Below are 14,797 nucleotides of genomic sequence, written 5' to 3'. Positions count from 1 at the left end.
TACGCACAGGTTGCGTTGAGCGGGAGGGATCATGCTCGACGACAAGGCGTCCGAAGTCGGCGACAAGCCCAAGCCGCGCCACAGCGGTCATCGCGACCGGCTGCGTGAGCGGGCGGCGAAGGGGGGGCTGGGCGCCCTGCCCGACTATGAGCTGCTGGAACTGCTGCTGTTTCGCAGCGTGCCCTACAAGGACACCAAGCCGCTGGCCAAGGATCTGCTGGCGCGGTTCGGGGGGCTGGAGGGGATCGGAGCGGCCAGCCATGAGGCGATCGAGGATCAGGTGGCGCGGTCGATGGGATACGCCGTCGGCAAGGCGACGCGGGCGGTGGCGCTGGACCTTCAGCTGATCTTCGACGTGACGCGGCGGATCGCGCGCGAGCCGACGGCCAGGCGGCCGGTGATCTCGTCGTGGACGGCGCTGCTGGCCTATGTGCGCGTCGCCTTGCAGCACGAGCCGCGCGAACAGTTTCGCGTCTTGTATCTGGACAAGAAGAACCAGCTGATCCTGGACGAGGTGCAGAACCGCGGCACGGTCGATCATGCGCCGGTCTATCCGCGCGAGGTCGTGCGGCGCGCGCTGGAGCTGTCGGCCAGCGCCCTGATCCTGGTGCACAACCATCCGTCGGGCGATCCGACCCCCAGCCGCGCCGACATCGAGATCACGAAACAGGTTGTGCAGGCCGGCCGCGCCCTTAACGTCGAGGTTCATGACCATCTGGTCGTCGGCCGCGACGGGGTGGCCAGCTTCAAGCAACTGGGCCTGATGTGACCGACAGGATTCTGACGACCGAGCGACTGGTGATGAGCGCCGTGGCGCTGACAGACCACGATGACCTGCTGGCCTTGTGGGCGGATGCGGATTTCACGCGTCACATCACCGGCCGCCCGATGACCAGTGAGGAGGTCTGGTTCAGGCTGCTGCGCGATCTGGGACAATGGGCCGTCGATGGTTACGGCAGTTGGACGATCCGTCGGGCCACAGACGGCGCCTATCTGGGCAATGTCTCGATCCTGGACCACCGACGGCTGATCGAACCGGCCATGACCGATCCGGAGCTGGGTTGGGGTCTGTCGCCGGCCTTTCACGGCGAGGGGTTCGCGCGTGAGGCGCTGGACGCCGCCCTGGCCTGGGCCGATGCGCATCTGTCGGCGAGCCGGACCGTCTGCATGATCTCGCCCGAGAACCTGGCCTCGCTGAAGCTGGCGGCGCGGGTCGGTTATCGCCCCTATGCGACGACGACTTACAAGGATCATCCGGTGCAGTTGTTCGAACGGCCACGGCGCGCGCCGTAGGTCGGCATTAAGGATTACCGGGCAAACTGGCGTTGAACGAAGTACGAGCGCCCGCCATGCCCATGTCCGTCGAAACGCTGCGCCAGCATCTGGTCGAGGCCTTCGCCGACGCCGAGATCGAGATCGAGGATCTGGCGGGCGACGGCGACCACTATCGCGCGCGGATCGTGTCGAGCGCCTTCGCCGGCCTGCCGCGCGTGCGTCAGCATCAGATGGTCTATGCGGCGCTGAAAGGTCAGATGGGCGGCGAACTGCACGCCTTGGCGCTGGAGACCTCCGCGCCGGCCAAGGGGGTCTGAAGACCATGCGCTATCGCCCCTTCGGCGTCTCCGGCGCCGCGATCTCCAACCTGACGCTCAGCTTCGGCGCCGAGGCCTTGAAGCGTGGGCGCGAGGCCGGGCTGGACGTGCTGTATTCAGCGCTGGAGGCGGGCATCAACAGCTATCGGCTGGAAACGGCCGACCCGGTGGCGGCAGAGGTGCTGGGCGAGGCGCTGTCGCATGTGGATCGCAAACTGGTGTATGTCAGCCTGACGCTGGGCGCCGGTGATGGGCGCGGCGCCGAACGCGACTTCTCGGCCCAGGGCATGACGGCCGCCATCGATCGGGTGCTGCATTTCTCCGGGCTGGGCTGGGTCGATATGGCGGTGCTGCACGAGCCCGGCGAGACCGAACTGGCGCAGTCGTCTCTCAGCGCGCTGAAGGCCATGCGCGCCACGGGACGGATCAAGCTGCTGGGCATCGCCGGCGGCGGCGACGTGATGGACGCTTATGTTTCCACCGGGGCCTTCGACGCCCTGCTGACGCCGTTCGACATCAATGCCGACTGGAAAATCCGAAACCGCATCCGTTCGGCGCGCGAACAGGACATGGCGGTCTTCGCCTATGATTTCTACAAGGATCGTCGCTCGGGGCCGCGGGTCGCGCCGATCGTGAAGAAGGGCCTGTTCGGCTTCGGGGGCCAGAAGCGGCCGCAGGATTCGCCGCAGAAGGATGCGTTCGGCTTCCTGTATCGTACGCACAACTGGACCGCAGAGGCGATCTGCCTGTCCTACGTCCTGACCGACCCGACGGTGTCCAGCGTGATCGTCGATCCGACCGACACGGATCGGCTGGCGACACTGGCCGCCGCGCCCGAGCGGGACATGCCGCCGGGCCTGGCCGCGCAGATCGAGATGGCGCGCGTCGTGGCCAATCAGGCGGCCTGAACGGCCTCAGCAGCTGTGCAGAACGTCGCGGACGCCTTGACCGCGACCGTTCGGCTCCCTAGCTGACGGGCTTCACGAAAGGCCCGTATCCGTGACCGACACTGCCCAAGCCGCCGATCCCGTCCACGCCTTCATCGGCGAAACCGTCGCCCAGAACGACGTGGTTCTGTTCATGAAGGGCACGCCGGACCAGCCGCGCTGCGGCTTCTCCTCCCTGGCGGTGCAGATTCTGGATCATGTCGGCGCCGGCTTCGTGGGCGTGGACGTGCTGCAGGACGAAGCCCTGCGCGAAGGCATCAAGAGCTTCACCGACTGGCCCACCATTCCGCAGCTCTATGTGAAGGGCGAGTTCGTTGGCGGATCGGACATTATCCGCGAGATGTTCCAGGCCGGCGAACTTCAGGCCCTGATGGTCGAGAAGGGCGTGCCGCTCGGCGAGGCCTGATGGCCAGGAAGACCCTGACACCGCGCGAGGACCGGGAGGTCTTCGTCGTGCCGCTCGACGTGCGGCCCGAGCACATCGACGCCAACGGCCATGTCAACAACGTGGTCTATGTCGGCTGGCTGCAGGATGCCGGCACGGCCCACTGGAACGCGCGCTTCGATCAGGCGACGCGCGCGAAGTGGTCGTGGGTCGCGACCCGGCATGAGATCGACTATCTGCGCGGCATCGAGCCGGGCGCCGAGGGCGTGGTCGCCCGCACCTGGGTCGGCGATCCCCAGGGACCGCGCTTCACCCGCTATGTCCGCATCGAGGACGCCCAAGGCCGCGTCTGCGCCCAGGGCGTCACCGAATGGGTGCTGGTGAACGCCGCGACCCTGAGACCGCAGCGCATTCCGCCGGACATGCTGGTCGTGTTCAAGACGCAAGGATTGAACTGAGCTGACGCTGACTGATCAGCTTCAGTTGTGATTGACAGCGCCTTGAGTTGAAATTCATGGTGATGCGACATCGTTTGGACGCAAACCATTGCCATCGGCGCACACTCTGAAGATCAAAGCCGCTCCGGCGGTTCGCCAGATGTACTGGTGCGATTTCTGGTCGGATTCCACCACACCTGAAATGGGCAAGAAGCGGCCCGTGATCATCATTTCCTACAAGAACAGCCTTCATGGCGTGGCGTTGGTCGTCCCTACGTCAACCGATCCACAGGAGGGCGCGAGCGCCCGATGGGCGCACAAGCTGTCTTTCCAGCCTGATGGCGCAAGGGATTCCTGGGTGGTGTGCAACCATCTCTATACGGTCAGCACCAAGAGGCTGGAGCCACTAAAGGGCGCCGCCATCCCCCGAATCTCAGAAGACGAGTTCAATCATATACTGGGTTTGATCCAGGCATGGATGCCGCAGCTTCCCGCCAAGGACACATCCGAGGGTTGACAATTCAGCCCCCTTGCATCATCTTACACCCACTTGCGGCCTTGAAAGAGTGTCCGTTTCCCGAAAGGGAGTGACTGGCGAAGGGCGTCCGCAAGGACGCCCTTTCGTTTTCTACTTCAGCGGATTGAGGATGCGGGCCGCCGTGCCGGGCTCCAGGCCCAGGTCGGCATAGGTCCAGCGCAGCTCGACGCCGTCCGTGACCAGGGCCTTGCACAGGTCCTGTTTCGTGCGGCGAAGCGTGATCTCGGCCGGCGAGCCGTCCGATACCGACACCTCGAAATCCGACGCCTGGGTGCAGCCGTTCGAATCGACGCGCGCGACCAGGGCGCCGTCCGCAAAACGGGCCTCGCGGATGGCCTCGGCCGGCGGAGCGTCGTCGCGGCGCAGGTTCACCGAGACGTTTTCGCCCGCGTCGCTGTCATAGATGACGCAGGCCGATAGCAGCGGCGCGACCAGGGCCGCGACCGCCAGACCCTTAATCATCGGGCCCTTGACCAGGCTGCGCATCACTGACCCGCCGCCGGCGCGGTGATGACGCGCGTGGTCGGCTTTTCGGTCGAGACGATGATGCAGCCCGACAGCAGCGGGGCGGCGATGGCGATGGCGAGAGCGAGACGAAGCATTGGTGTGTTCCCCAGTTGAAGCTTGACCCTTTTGTGCCGCGTGGGCCGGGCGCGCACACGTGAATAATCGGAAAGCTGGGTGAACAATCGGAAAGGATCGGGGTTGAACGTGACCGCAACCGCCATAGCTACAGTCCCCCCCTTCTCCTGCCCCACGGATCGTCCTTCATGAGCCAGCTGTTCTCGCCCCGCGCCGTCGGCCCCCTGACGCTGAAGAACCGCGTCGTCATCGCGCCCATGTGCCAGTATTCGGCCATCGACGGCGTGCCCCAGCCCTGGCACGTGCAGCATCTGGGACGACTGGCGATCTCCGGCGCGGGCTTGGTCATCGTCGAGGCCACCGGGGTCGAGGCGGCGGGACGGATCACGCCGGACGACACCGGCCTGTGGAACGACGCGCAGGAAGAGGCCTTCGCCCGGATCATCCGCGACATCCGCACCTACAGCGACACCCCGATCGGCATCCAGCTGGCCCACGCCGGACGCAAGGCCTCGACCAGCGCGCCATGGAAGGGCGGCGGCGCCCTGAAGGCTGAAGACGGCGCGTGGGAAACCTTCAGCGCCTCGGCCGAACCGTTCAAGGATGACTGGCACACGCCGACCGCCATGACCCCGGCCGACATGGACCGCGTCGTCGCCGCCTTCGAGGACGCTGCGCGGCGGGCGGACCGGGCCGGGTTCGACCCGGTCGAACTACACGCCGCCCACGGCTATCTGCTGACCCAGTTCCTTTCGCCGGCGTCCAACCACCGCACCGACGACTTCGGCGGATCGTACGAGAACCGGGCGCGCTTCCCGCTGCGGGTCGCGCAGGCCCTGCGCGACGCCTGGCCCCGGACCAAGGCGCTGGGCGTGCGCTTCAACGGCTCGGACTGGGTCGAGGGCGGCATCGCCCTGGATGAGGTGACGGCCTTTGGCCAGGCGCTGCACGACATGGGCTATGACTATCTGCACCTGACGTCGGGCGGGAATGTCGCGCAGGCGAAGATCCCGGGCGGCGAACCGGGCTATCAGCTGCGGTTCGCCCAGGCCGTGAAGGCGGCGACGCCGCAGGCCAATGTGATGGCTGTCGGCATGATCTTCGATCCGCAGCAGGCCGAGGACATCGTAGCCTCCGGTCAGGCCGACTTCATCGCCATCGCCCGCGCCGCGCTGGACGATCCGCACTGGGCGCACCATGCGGCCGTCGCCCTAGGTGAGGACGCAGGCCTGCCGCCGCAATACGAGCGGGCCGGCAAGGCGCATTGGCCGGGATACGGCAAAGCCGACGCCTAAGGCCTGATCAGGCGGCCTTTTCCATCGAGGGATCGACGGCCCACAGAACGCGTGCGGCGGCTTGAACCTCTGCGTCGGCCGTCTTCTGGGGGCGGCCGAGCAGATAGCCCTGGACCTCGTTGCAGCCCTGAGCACGCAGGAAGGCCAGCTGCTCCAGCGTCTCGACGCCCTCGGCCAGAACCGGGATGTGCAGGCTCTCGCCCAGGGCCAGGACGGCGCGGATAATGGCGGCCGACTGAGGTCCGCCGTCCAGTTCCGCCATGAAGGAGCGATCCAGCTTGATCTTGTCGAACGGGAAGGCGCGCAGGGTCGAAAGGGACGAATAGCCTGTGCCGAAGTCGTCCATGGCGATGGAGACGCCCAGCAGCTTCAGCTGGCGCAGGACGTGGGTCGTGCGCTCCATGTCGGTGATCATGGCCGTCTCGGTGATCTCCAGCTCCAGCCGCGACGGCGACAGGCCGGTTTCGACCAAAACTTGATGCACCAGGCGCGGCAGGTCGACGTGACCCAGCTGCACCGGCGACAGGTTGACGGCGATCTTGTGCGGTTCGGTCCAGCTGGCGGCCTCGGCGCAGGCGGTGCGCAGCACCCATTCGCCGATCGGCAGAATCAGACCGTTCTCTTCGGCCAGAGGAATGAAATCGGCCGGCGAGATGAAGGTCCCGTCCGGCTGGATCCAGCGCAGCAGCACCTCATAGCCGGTAATGTCGCCGGTATCGACGGCGGCCTGAAGCTGCCAGTTCAAGCTGAACTGACCCTGTTGCAACGCATCTCGCATCTGCTGGGCCATGCGACGGCGATTGCGCACCGCCTCATCCATCTCCTCCTCGTAGAAGAAGACGTCGGTCCCCAACGAGGCCTTGGCGCGGTACATGGCCAGGTCCGCGTCATTGATCAGGGCGGACGGGTCGTGAGCGTCGTCAGGCCAGATCGCGATGCCGGTGCTGAGGCCGCAGGCGACCTCGGCATGGTCCAGCACCACCGGGGCGGTGACGGCGTCGCGCAGGCGCGCGACCATATCCAGCGCGTCGTCCTTGTGCTGGATCGGCATGACGGCGACGAACTCGTCCCCGCCCAGGCGCGCGATGAACTCACCATGGCGCAGGCAGGCGCGCATTCGTTCGGCGATCTGGACCAAAAGCTGGTCGCCGGCGGCATGGCCGTGAATGTCGTTGACCTCCTTGAACCGATCCAGATCCATGGCCAGCAGGGCCACCTTGTTCGAAGCGGTCAGGTCGGCGGTCTGGCGCGTCAGCCACTCCAGGAAGGACGACCGGTTGGGCAGGCCGGTCAGGCCGTCGTTGCGCGCCAGATGGGCGATGCGACGCTCCTGCGCCTGACGCATGCGTAGATCGCGCACGGCGTAGATCATGACGTGATCCACACCGCAGTCGCGGCGCACGGCGATCTCGACGGGGATGTCCGCCCCGCCTTCTGCGACCAGTTTGGACTGGCTCATACCGTTGACTGCCAAGTCGGCGACGCCGGCGATCCAGCGCGACAGCGGTTCGCCGATCAGGGCCTGGTGGGGGACGCCCGCCAGGTCGGCGAAGGCGGCGTTGGCGGCCAGGATGACGCCGTCCTGCTCGACCACCATGCCATCGACGCTGCCCTCGATCAGATGATCCAGGCGCGCCTTGGCCTGAAGCCGGGACTGGACGTCCAGGGCGTGGCTGGCGACGCCGGTGCCCAACATCATTAACCCAACGGCTGAGACGGCGAAGGCCAGGACCAGATTGGTCGATCCGACGGCACCCACATCAACCAGCGCGCCGATCGGAACGATCGTCATGGCGGCCATGCCGGTGAAGTGCAGGGCGACGATGCCAAGGACCATCAGCACCACAGGGACGACATCGCCGGACTGCCGGGCGCGATTGAACGCCAATGCGCCCAAGAGGATGGCGCCCGCCACCGATGCGGCGACATAGCCGGCCGACCAGTGGATGACGGCGTCGGTCGCAAAGGCCGCCATGCCGGTATAATGCATGGCCACCACGGTCAGGCCAAACAGCACGCCGCCGATCTCGGCCGAGGCCGGCATCCGGCGCGAGGCTACCCACAGCGCCAGCGCGCTGCCGACGATGGCGACGCCCAGGGACAGGCCGGTTAGCACGGGGCCGTAGCTGATGGTGACGCCGGGCTCATAGGCGATCATCGCCACGAAATGGGTGCACCAGATCGTCGCCCCGGTCGCCACCGCGCCCATGAAGGCCCAGGCCAGACGCGTGCCCTTTTCGGCGGCGCGCAGGCGGCGATACAGGCGGAATGTGATGATCGAACCGATCAGGCACAGGCCGGCGGCCAACGCGACGAGCCAGAGATTATGGTCGTCGGTCAGGCAGGTGAAGACGCGCATGAAGCTACAGACCTTGGGGGACGGTCTGTCGTCGTAGCGGAAGTTGCTTAATCAGACGCGCTCGAACAAGCTTAACGAAACGCTAGGGTCGTTTTCAGGAGCGGGGCAGCTGATAGGGGTTGTTGACGCTGACGGGCGAGCCGGGCGTCAGGCCCAGCTCCTCGAACGACCACTTCAGCTCGACACCCTGGACCAGGTCCTGCTTGCACTTGTCCTCGTCGATGCGGCGCAGGGTGATGACGGCGCTGCCGCCCTGCAGGCTGACGATGGGGATCAGGTCTTCCTTGGCCGTGCAGCCGTTCGAACTGACCCAGAAGACGGCCTGGTCCTTGGTGAAGGTGGCGGCATGGATCGGCTCCAGCGCGCCGGGCATTCCCGCGGTGGAGACGGTGGGCTCGCCGCGGCTGGCGCAGGCGGCCAGGCCCGCCGATGCGGCGGCGATCAAAGCCAAGCGTTTCATGATGGAGTCGCGCAACTGACGACCTCCCCTGCCTCAAAGCCTGAACCGGCCGAGAATGCGCCTGTTCGCCCCTGGAGGGAACAGGATAAAAAACGAAAGGCCCCGGACGAATCCGAGGCCCTCCAAACTGAACTCTTCAAAGGGACCACCACGGGGCTCAAGTAGCCCGAAGGGCGATAGCCCCCTTGAAGAAGGCTTCGTAAGCTTCGCTTACGAAGCGTAGTATTCGACGACCAGGTTCGGTTCCATCTTCACGGCGTACGGCACGTCCGACAGTTCCGGCACGCGGACGTAGCGAACCGAGAACGAGCGGTCCGACAGTTCCAGGTAATCCGGCACGTCGCGTTCCGACGACTGCTGGGCTTCGAGCACCAGAGCCATGTTGCGCGACTTTTCCTTCACGGTGACGACGTCTTCCGGCTTCACGCGGTAGGAGGCGATGTCGACCTTCTTGCCGTTGACCAGGACGTGGCCGTGGCTGACGAACTGGCGGGCGGCCCAGACGGTCGGGACGAACTTGGCGCGGTAGACGACGGCGTCCAGGCGCGATTCCAGCAGGCCGATCAGGTTTTCCGAGGTGTTGCCCTTGCGACGCGCGGCCTCGTCATAGGTCTTGGCGAACTGCTTCTCGGTGATGTTGCCGTAGTAGCCCTTCAGCTTTTGCTTGGCCTTCAGTTGCAGACCGAAGTCCGAAACCTTGGACTTGCGACGCTGGCCGTGCTGGCCGGGACCGTAAGAACGCTTGTTGACCGGCGACTTGGAGCGGCCCCACAGGTTCTCACCCATGGCCCGGTCGATCTTGTACTTGGCGCTGTGGCGCTTGGACATTCTATTCTCTTTTCGACGATACGGCCCGGCATCCCCTGGATTGGGAATGCGATCTCAACGGCGGTCCACGCATCTTCCGTCATTCATCCCGGCCCCGCCGAAGCGGACCGTGGAAGGCGGCGCTTATGGCCAGCGAGGGCGTCGGAGTCAAGCACGGCGGGCTGTTAAGCACGATGGCATGGAAACAATTCCTCGCCACGCAGTTCCCCCATCGCAACCCCAGCCCTGCGCCAGAACAAGGAGGAGTGGAATGCAGCCCGATCACAACGCCCTTCCGACCGGCCTGTCCGACAAGGCCATGGAAACGCTGAAAAGGCAGCTGGTCGATCTGGTCGAGCCTTTGAGCGACCACCAGCTCCTCGATCTGGCCGACGGCATCCATGAGATGCTGCGCCAGCGCCGCATCGTTCGCCAACACCATGCCGAGCGCATGAGCGAGCGCGCCCGACATGGCGTGGATTTCCGCGTGTAGTCCTTCGCGGCCTAGTCCTTTGCAGACTGCGCTTCGGATATGAACATGGCGCGGCCCTCGCGGGTCGCCACCTTGCCCAGGCCCGGGAAGGGGAAGTGATAGGCGTAGATGTGGGCGCCGGAGTTGCGCAGCGCCGTCACCTCGTCCAGCCGCGCCTTCAGGCCTGCCGCCTGATCGTCGTCATAGCCGACCTTCCAGTCCGGATGTTCGACCGACAAGACCCAATGGTGCATCAGGTCGCCGGTGTAGAGCAGTTGGTTCTGACCGTCGGCGATCAGATAGGCGACGTGGCCCGGCGTATGGCCGGCCGTGTCCTGGGATTGGACGCCGGGCGCGACCTCGCCGCCCGGCTCGAAGGCCTGGACCTTGGGCGTGATGATCCGCACCAGATCGGCCAGTTCGGGATTGGCGCGGATGGACGCCCATTCCGCCTCCGACATCCGGATCGCCGCATTGGGGAAGGCCAGGCCGCCGTTGCGGATCAGGCCGCCGACATGGTCCGGATGGCCGTGCGAAATCAGCACGTCGGTGATCGAAGCGGGATCGACGCCTGCCTTTCGCAGGCTGTCCATCAACTGGCCCTTGCCCTCGCCCAGGCCCGTGTCGAACAGCATCGTGCGGGCGCCGTTCCTGACCAGAAGCGGATGGATTTCCAGCATGATCGGATCGGCCGGCTGTCCGGCGGCGGTGAGCGGCGCGGCGACCGCCTGCGGCGTCAGGCCGACACCGAAGGTCTGGTTGTCGTTCTTGACCGGGTTCTCGCCGTCGAACAGGGCGATGGCGTCCAGCGCGCCGATCTTGAAGCGATAGACCGGCTTCTCGGCCGGGGCCGCGACGGTCTGGGTGGGGTTGGGCGGCGCGGGATCGCCGGGCTTCTGCGCGTTCGCGTTGGGGTTACAGGCCGCCAGCATCAGGGCCGTTACGGCGGCCCCCGTCATCATCATCCGCATCGCTTCGATCTCCGTGTGCGATGACGCAATCGAAAACGCCCGCCGGAGGTTCCGGCGGGCGTCGTCATGTTCGGTCTCGGCAACCTTATTTGGCGGCGGCGTAGAGTTCGTTGACCTTGTTCCAGTTCACCACCGTCCAGAACGACTTCAGATAGTCGGCGCGGCGGTTCTGGTATTTCAGATAATAGGCGTGCTCCCAGACGTCGGCGCCCAGGATGACCTCGCCGCGCTCGTCCACGACGTCCATCAGCGGATTGTCCTGGTTCGGGGTCGAGGTGATCTTCAGCTTGCCGTTCTGCACGATCAGCCAGGCCCAGCCCGAACCGAACTGCGCGGCGCCAGCGGCGTTGAAGTCTTCCTTGAACTTGTCCATGCCGCCCAGATCGGCGTCGATAGCGGCCTTCAGCTCGGCCGAGGGCTCACCCGCCTGATCGGCCGGGGCCAGCAGTTCCCAGAACAGGCTGTGGTTCCAGTGGCCGCCGCCGTTGTTGCGCACGGCCTTGGGCGCGGTGGAGATGCTGGTGAAGATTTCCTCCAGCGACTTGCCCTTCAGGTTTTCGTCGGCGTCGACGGCCTTATTCAGGTTGTCGACATAGGTCTGGTGGTGCTTGTCGTGGTGGAAGGTCATCGTCTCCTTGTCGATGGCCGGCTCCAGCGCGTCATAGGCGTAGGGCAGCGGGGGCAGGGTGAAGGCCATGGGAGGTTCCTCTCGCGACAAGTTTCCGATGCGCCTCATCTAGGCGCCCGTTCATGAAACCCAAGCGACAGCGCCTGGATTTGTTCCGACTTATCGACCCGTAACGGTCAAGCTGGCAAGTTCGCCTTCAGGCAATCGCGAACGGCCCGCTTCACATCACCCGGCGCATTGGGTTCATCCACGCCCTCGGCCGCGAAGACGGCGCGCACGGCGGCGTCCAGCCCCTTCGGCAGGGCCTCGATCACCCGCTTCTGCCCCTTGGCGTGCAGGCAGTAGCCCACCTCGCGGCACAGGGCGGAAAACATGGGTTCGTAGGGATCAGAAGCGCTCATGGCGCCCCTCTAGCATCAGGGGAGCAGACGCGACAGCCAGTGCATCAGGTTCAGCACGAACTGCTGATCGTCATGACCCGTTGTGTTTAACCCCATGCGAACGGGGTCGCGATCCGGCTGGTCGGGAAAACGCACGATCTGGGCCGTGAGCATCCCCGCCTCTCCGAGCACGACGACCCGTCCCGCGCCAAATCGCAAAGCCAGACCTTGGGCGGGTAAGGCGGGCCGCGACAACTCGGCAAGGACGACGGCTGGATCCTGGCCGGCCCGAAGCCGCGTTCGGATCGTTTGCAAGGCTTTAAGATCGGGAGCCTCTCGCGCATCCGCGCTCATCGCCAACAACACCGTTGCGTCGGCCGGTCCCGACAGCGACTGCCCGGTGAAGCTCTTGACGATCGTCAGGCGCTCGCTTTGGTCGCGGCCTTCGATGATCGGATGATCCGCAAGCGCCGGGCGCGGAAAGACCAGATTGGCCGTGACGTCGCCGCCCACGGTCTGGAAGGCGTAACCCGTGCCCATCGACACGCCGAACCTTTCAGCCAAGGCTTCGGCAGCGGAACCATGGGGCGCGTGATCGGCGGCCAGCAGCAACGCTCCGCCCTGCTCTACCCATCGGCGGATCGCCTCGATCTCGGCGTCGTCGAAAGCCGAGGCGCGCGAGCCGTCCGTCGGGCGCGCCGGATTGGCGATGACCAACACCGCTGCGCCATCAAGCGCGCCGGGCGCATCGAGCCGCCCCTGGCTGGCTTCGATCCGATATCCGTCGGCCCGCATCAGCGCGGCGAAGGCGGTATAACGACCCTCGATGGTCTGCTCGCTGCCGTGGCCCTGATCGACAAGCACGACAGGCCCATCCGTCACATAGGCGGGCGACGCCACCTTTGGCCGCCAATCCAGATCGCCGATCTGCTCTTGCGCCAAGGCTGGGCCTGCCAGCAGCAGGACTGCGACAGCGATCCAACCCCGGCGTCCCATCTGTCGCTTAGACCTTCAAGCGTTCGGAATGGAAGGCGATGTGGTCGGCGATGAAGCTGGCCATGAAGAAATAGGAGTGGTCGTAGCCGGGCTGCATTCGGATCGTGACCTTCTGGCCTGCGGCGTCGGCGGCGGCTTGAAGCAGTTCCGGCTTCAGCTGGTCGGCCAGGAAGCTGTCGGCGTCGCCTTGGTCGATCAGGATGTCGTCATAGACGCCGCGCGCCGCGCCGGCGGCGATCAGCTTGGCGGCGTCGTGGCGGTCCCACGTCGCACGATCGTCGCCCAGATAGGCGGTGAAGGCCTTTTCGCCCCAGGCGCACCGGGTCGACGAGCAGATCGGCGCGAAGGCGGAGACCGAACGAAACAGGTCGGGGTGGTTCAACGCCAGGGTCAGGGCGCCGTGGCCGCCCATCGAATGGCCGCTGATCGAGCGGACGCCCGTGGTCGCAAACTCGGCGTCGATCAGGGCGATCAGTTCCTCGGTGACATAGGTCTCCATGAGGAAATGCGGCGCCCAGGGCGCCTGCGTCGCATCCAGATAGAAGCCCGCGCCTTGACCCAGGTCATAGGCGGGGTCGTCGGCGACGCCGTCTCCGCGCGGCGAGGTGTCGGACGCCACGATGATGACGCCATGTTCGGCGGCGGCCTGATAGGCCCCCGCCTTGGTGGTGAAATTATCCTCGGTGCAGGTCAGGCCCGACAGCCAGATCAGCACCGGGAAAGGCCCCTCGCCCGCCGGCGTGAAGACCGACAGCGTCATCGGCGTGCCGGTCGCTGTGCTGTCGTGCTTCAGATAGCGCAGGGTTCCGCCGTGGACGGCGTGGGTCTTGGTGGTCTGCAAGGTCATGCTAGATTTCCTGCGAGCTTAGGAGACGAACGTCCATGTCCCTGACCGCGTGCAGCTTGCGAGCAAGCTTGGCATCCGCGGTGACGAGAGGCAGACCTCGCCGCCGCGCCATCACGGCATAAAGGCAGTCGGTCATCGAATGATTGAGATCACAAGCAAGATCGAAGGCTTCAGAGATCAGTTCTCGATGATCGGCCAAATCAACGACTTGCGGGATGACGGACAGGTTCTCCGTCGCGGACGAAGCCTCCAGTTCGCCACGAACCACGTAGCGGCGAAAGACATTGGCCGATTCGATCAGCATCAGGTCCGGCGCAACGGGAGACCCGTGGATTCGACGGGCCTCGATCGCGTCGTCAGCCAGTGGATCGTCGATGAACCATTTGACGACGACGCTGGCGTCGAAAACCGCACTCACCGATCGCGATCTTCGCGGATCAGGGCCGTGGAATCGAGAGACGAGCCTCGCGTCTGCTCGCGGGATCGTCGAGACGCGGCTTCAAAGCGGGCCTCGACATCCATCGCCTCACGCACGGCCATGTCCCTGAACTTCTGCTCGAGGGAGATGTTCTGAGCCTTCGCCATCACCTTGAGGCGGGCGACGACGCCATCATCCAGATCGCGGACAAGAACCTGAGCCATGCGTCATGATAGCACAGCGCTAGCACGACCACAACGCTTCAACCCACCCGATGCATGGCGCAGATCTTGTTGCCCGACGGGTCGCGCAGATAGGCCAGGATCATCGGGCCGAACGGGCCCTGACGCTCGCCGGGCGGATCCTCGATGGCGCGACCGCCGGCGGCGACGCCCGCGTCATGGAAGGCCTGGACCATCTCGGACGTCTTGGCGTGAAAGCCGATGGTGCCGCCGTTGGCGTGGCAGGCCGGCTCGCCGTCGATCGGCGCGCCGATCGCAAAGGCGCCCATGCGGGTGCGCCACCAGTAACGCCCCTTGGGGTCCGGCCCCTGCCCCGTCTCGACGCCAAGCGCGCCGAGCGCCGCGTCATAGAATTTGCGTGACGCCTCGATGTCGTTGGCGCCGACGGTGACGTGGGTAAACATGGTCAGACCTCCCTCTTCCAGTCCGTTTTCTTAAACA

General features: G+C 65.6%; 21 protein-coding genes. 9 read left to right on the top strand and 12 right to left on the bottom strand.

Annotated elements, in window-relative coordinates; all coding sequences use genetic code 11:
• The first annotated feature begins 31 nt into the window (after positions 1-31).
• The 7 genes from radC (at position 32) to LG306_RS05940 (ending at position 3,878) form a co-directional block, all read left to right on the top strand.
• Complete coding sequence (gene radC, locus LG306_RS05970) at positions 32-769, top strand: DNA repair protein RadC (RefSeq protein WP_404418972.1); 738 nt, start codon at positions 32-34, stop codon at positions 767-769.
• Positions 766-1,293, top strand: coding sequence for a GNAT family N-acetyltransferase (locus LG306_RS05965; RefSeq protein WP_404418969.1), 528 nt, complete (start codon positions 766-768; stop codon positions 1,291-1,293). Before radC ends, LG306_RS05965 begins: the two co-directional genes overlap by 4 nt.
• Before the next feature lie 56 nt (positions 1,294-1,349).
• The gene (locus LG306_RS05960; protein ID WP_404418967.1) at positions 1,350-1,592 is read left to right on the top strand and encodes a BolA family protein; all 243 of its coding nucleotides are present in this window, start codon (positions 1,350-1,352) and stop codon (positions 1,590-1,592) included.
• Positions 1,593-1,597: 5 nt separating this feature from the next.
• Positions 1,598-2,500, top strand: a complete 903-nt coding sequence (locus tag LG306_RS05955) for an oxidoreductase (protein WP_404418965.1) — start codon at positions 1,598-1,600, stop codon at positions 2,498-2,500.
• Positions 2,501-2,591: 91 nt separating this feature from the next.
• Positions 2,592-2,945 (top strand): Grx4 family monothiol glutaredoxin, encoded by a 354-nt coding sequence (gene grxD / locus LG306_RS05950; protein ID WP_017504696.1) that lies wholly within the window; start codon positions 2,592-2,594, stop codon positions 2,943-2,945.
• The gene (locus LG306_RS05945) at positions 2,945-3,382 is read left to right on the top strand and encodes an acyl-CoA thioesterase (RefSeq protein ID WP_404418963.1); all 438 of its coding nucleotides are present in this window, start codon (positions 2,945-2,947) and stop codon (positions 3,380-3,382) included. The genes grxD and LG306_RS05945 overlap by 1 nt, the downstream gene beginning before the upstream one ends.
• Positions 3,383-3,521: 139 nt before the next feature.
• Positions 3,522-3,878, top strand: a complete 357-nt coding sequence (locus LG306_RS05940) for a type II toxin-antitoxin system PemK/MazF family toxin (RefSeq protein ID WP_404419654.1) — start codon at positions 3,522-3,524, stop codon at positions 3,876-3,878.
• Between the two features lie 111 nt (positions 3,879-3,989).
• On the opposite strand, the gene LG306_RS05935 is transcribed toward LG306_RS05940, so the two are convergent.
• Positions 3,990-4,385 carry a hypothetical protein gene (locus tag LG306_RS05935; RefSeq protein ID WP_404418961.1) on the bottom strand — a complete coding sequence of 132 codons (396 nt, stop codon included), beginning with the start codon at positions 4,383-4,385 and terminating at the stop codon, positions 3,990-3,992.
• Positions 4,386-4,669: 284 nt separating this feature from the next.
• Between LG306_RS05935 and LG306_RS05930 the strand changes: the two genes are divergently transcribed.
• A complete protein-coding gene (locus LG306_RS05930) occupies positions 4,670-5,776 on the top strand; it encodes an NADH:flavin oxidoreductase/NADH oxidase (protein WP_404418959.1) in 1,107 nt (368 codons plus the stop codon).
• A 7-nt stretch (positions 5,777-5,783) separates the two neighbouring features.
• On the opposite strand, the gene LG306_RS05925 is transcribed toward LG306_RS05930, so the two are convergent.
• The 3 genes from LG306_RS05925 to rpsD all read right to left on the bottom strand — a co-directional run bounded on the left by LG306_RS05925 (position 5,784) and on the right by rpsD (position 9,423).
• Positions 5,784-8,135 (bottom strand): EAL domain-containing protein, encoded by a 2,352-nt coding sequence (locus LG306_RS05925; RefSeq protein ID WP_404418957.1) that lies wholly within the window; start codon positions 8,133-8,135, stop codon positions 5,784-5,786.
• A 94-nt stretch (positions 8,136-8,229) separates the two neighbouring features.
• The gene (locus LG306_RS05920; RefSeq protein ID WP_404418955.1) at positions 8,230-8,595 is read right to left on the bottom strand and encodes a hypothetical protein; all 366 of its coding nucleotides are present in this window, start codon (positions 8,593-8,595) and stop codon (positions 8,230-8,232) included.
• Between the two features lie 210 nt (positions 8,596-8,805).
• On the bottom strand, positions 8,806-9,423 hold the full coding sequence (rpsD, locus tag LG306_RS05915) for a 30S ribosomal protein S4 (RefSeq protein ID WP_313445591.1): 618 nt from the start codon (positions 9,421-9,423) through the stop codon (positions 8,806-8,808).
• 250 nt (positions 9,424-9,673) lie between these two features.
• Between rpsD and LG306_RS05910 the strand changes: the two genes are divergently transcribed.
• Positions 9,674-9,895: a hypothetical protein gene (locus LG306_RS05910; RefSeq protein WP_017504689.1), complete on the top strand. Its 222-nt coding sequence runs from the start codon at positions 9,674-9,676 to the stop codon at positions 9,893-9,895.
• 11 nt (positions 9,896-9,906) lie between these two features.
• On the opposite strand, the gene LG306_RS05905 is transcribed toward LG306_RS05910, so the two are convergent.
• The 8 genes from LG306_RS05905 to LG306_RS05870 form a co-directional block, all read right to left on the bottom strand.
• Complete coding sequence (locus LG306_RS05905; protein WP_404418951.1) at positions 9,907-10,845, bottom strand: MBL fold metallo-hydrolase; 939 nt, start codon at positions 10,843-10,845, stop codon at positions 9,907-9,909.
• Between the two features lie 85 nt (positions 10,846-10,930).
• A complete protein-coding gene (locus tag LG306_RS05900) occupies positions 10,931-11,542 on the bottom strand; it encodes a superoxide dismutase (RefSeq protein ID WP_017504687.1) in 612 nt (203 codons plus the stop codon).
• A gap of 107 nt (positions 11,543-11,649) precedes the next feature.
• Entirely contained in the window at positions 11,650-11,874 is a 225-nt protein-coding gene (locus LG306_RS05895; RefSeq protein ID WP_039244260.1) for a hypothetical protein, read from the bottom strand.
• A gap of 15 nt (positions 11,875-11,889) precedes the next feature.
• Positions 11,890-12,849, bottom strand: a complete 960-nt coding sequence (locus tag LG306_RS05890) for a DUF4350 domain-containing protein (protein WP_404418949.1) — start codon at positions 12,847-12,849, stop codon at positions 11,890-11,892.
• Positions 12,850-12,856: 7 nt separating this feature from the next.
• On the bottom strand, positions 12,857-13,696 hold the full coding sequence (fghA, locus tag LG306_RS05885; protein ID WP_404418947.1) for an S-formylglutathione hydrolase: 840 nt from the start codon (positions 13,694-13,696) through the stop codon (positions 12,857-12,859).
• A 1-nt stretch (position 13,697) separates the two neighbouring features.
• Positions 13,698-14,114, bottom strand: coding sequence for a type II toxin-antitoxin system VapC family toxin (locus LG306_RS05880; protein WP_404418945.1), 417 nt, complete (start codon positions 14,112-14,114; stop codon positions 13,698-13,700).
• Positions 14,111-14,338: a FitA-like ribbon-helix-helix domain-containing protein gene (locus LG306_RS05875; RefSeq protein ID WP_112863594.1), complete on the bottom strand. Its 228-nt coding sequence runs from the start codon at positions 14,336-14,338 to the stop codon at positions 14,111-14,113. The genes LG306_RS05880 and LG306_RS05875 overlap by 4 nt, the downstream gene beginning before the upstream one ends.
• A gap of 38 nt (positions 14,339-14,376) precedes the next feature.
• Entirely contained in the window at positions 14,377-14,760 is a 384-nt protein-coding gene (locus LG306_RS05870; RefSeq protein WP_404418942.1) for a VOC family protein, read from the bottom strand.
• Between the last annotated feature and the right edge of the window lie 37 nt (positions 14,761-14,797).

Origin of the sequence: Brevundimonas vesicularis (assembly GCF_044807075.1) — a bacterium.
Taxonomy (GTDB): domain Bacteria; phylum Pseudomonadota; class Alphaproteobacteria; order Caulobacterales; family Caulobacteraceae; genus Brevundimonas; species Brevundimonas vesicularis_G.
Note: the sequence above shows the minus strand (reverse complement) of the source record. Positions and strands in the feature narration are given on the sequence as shown.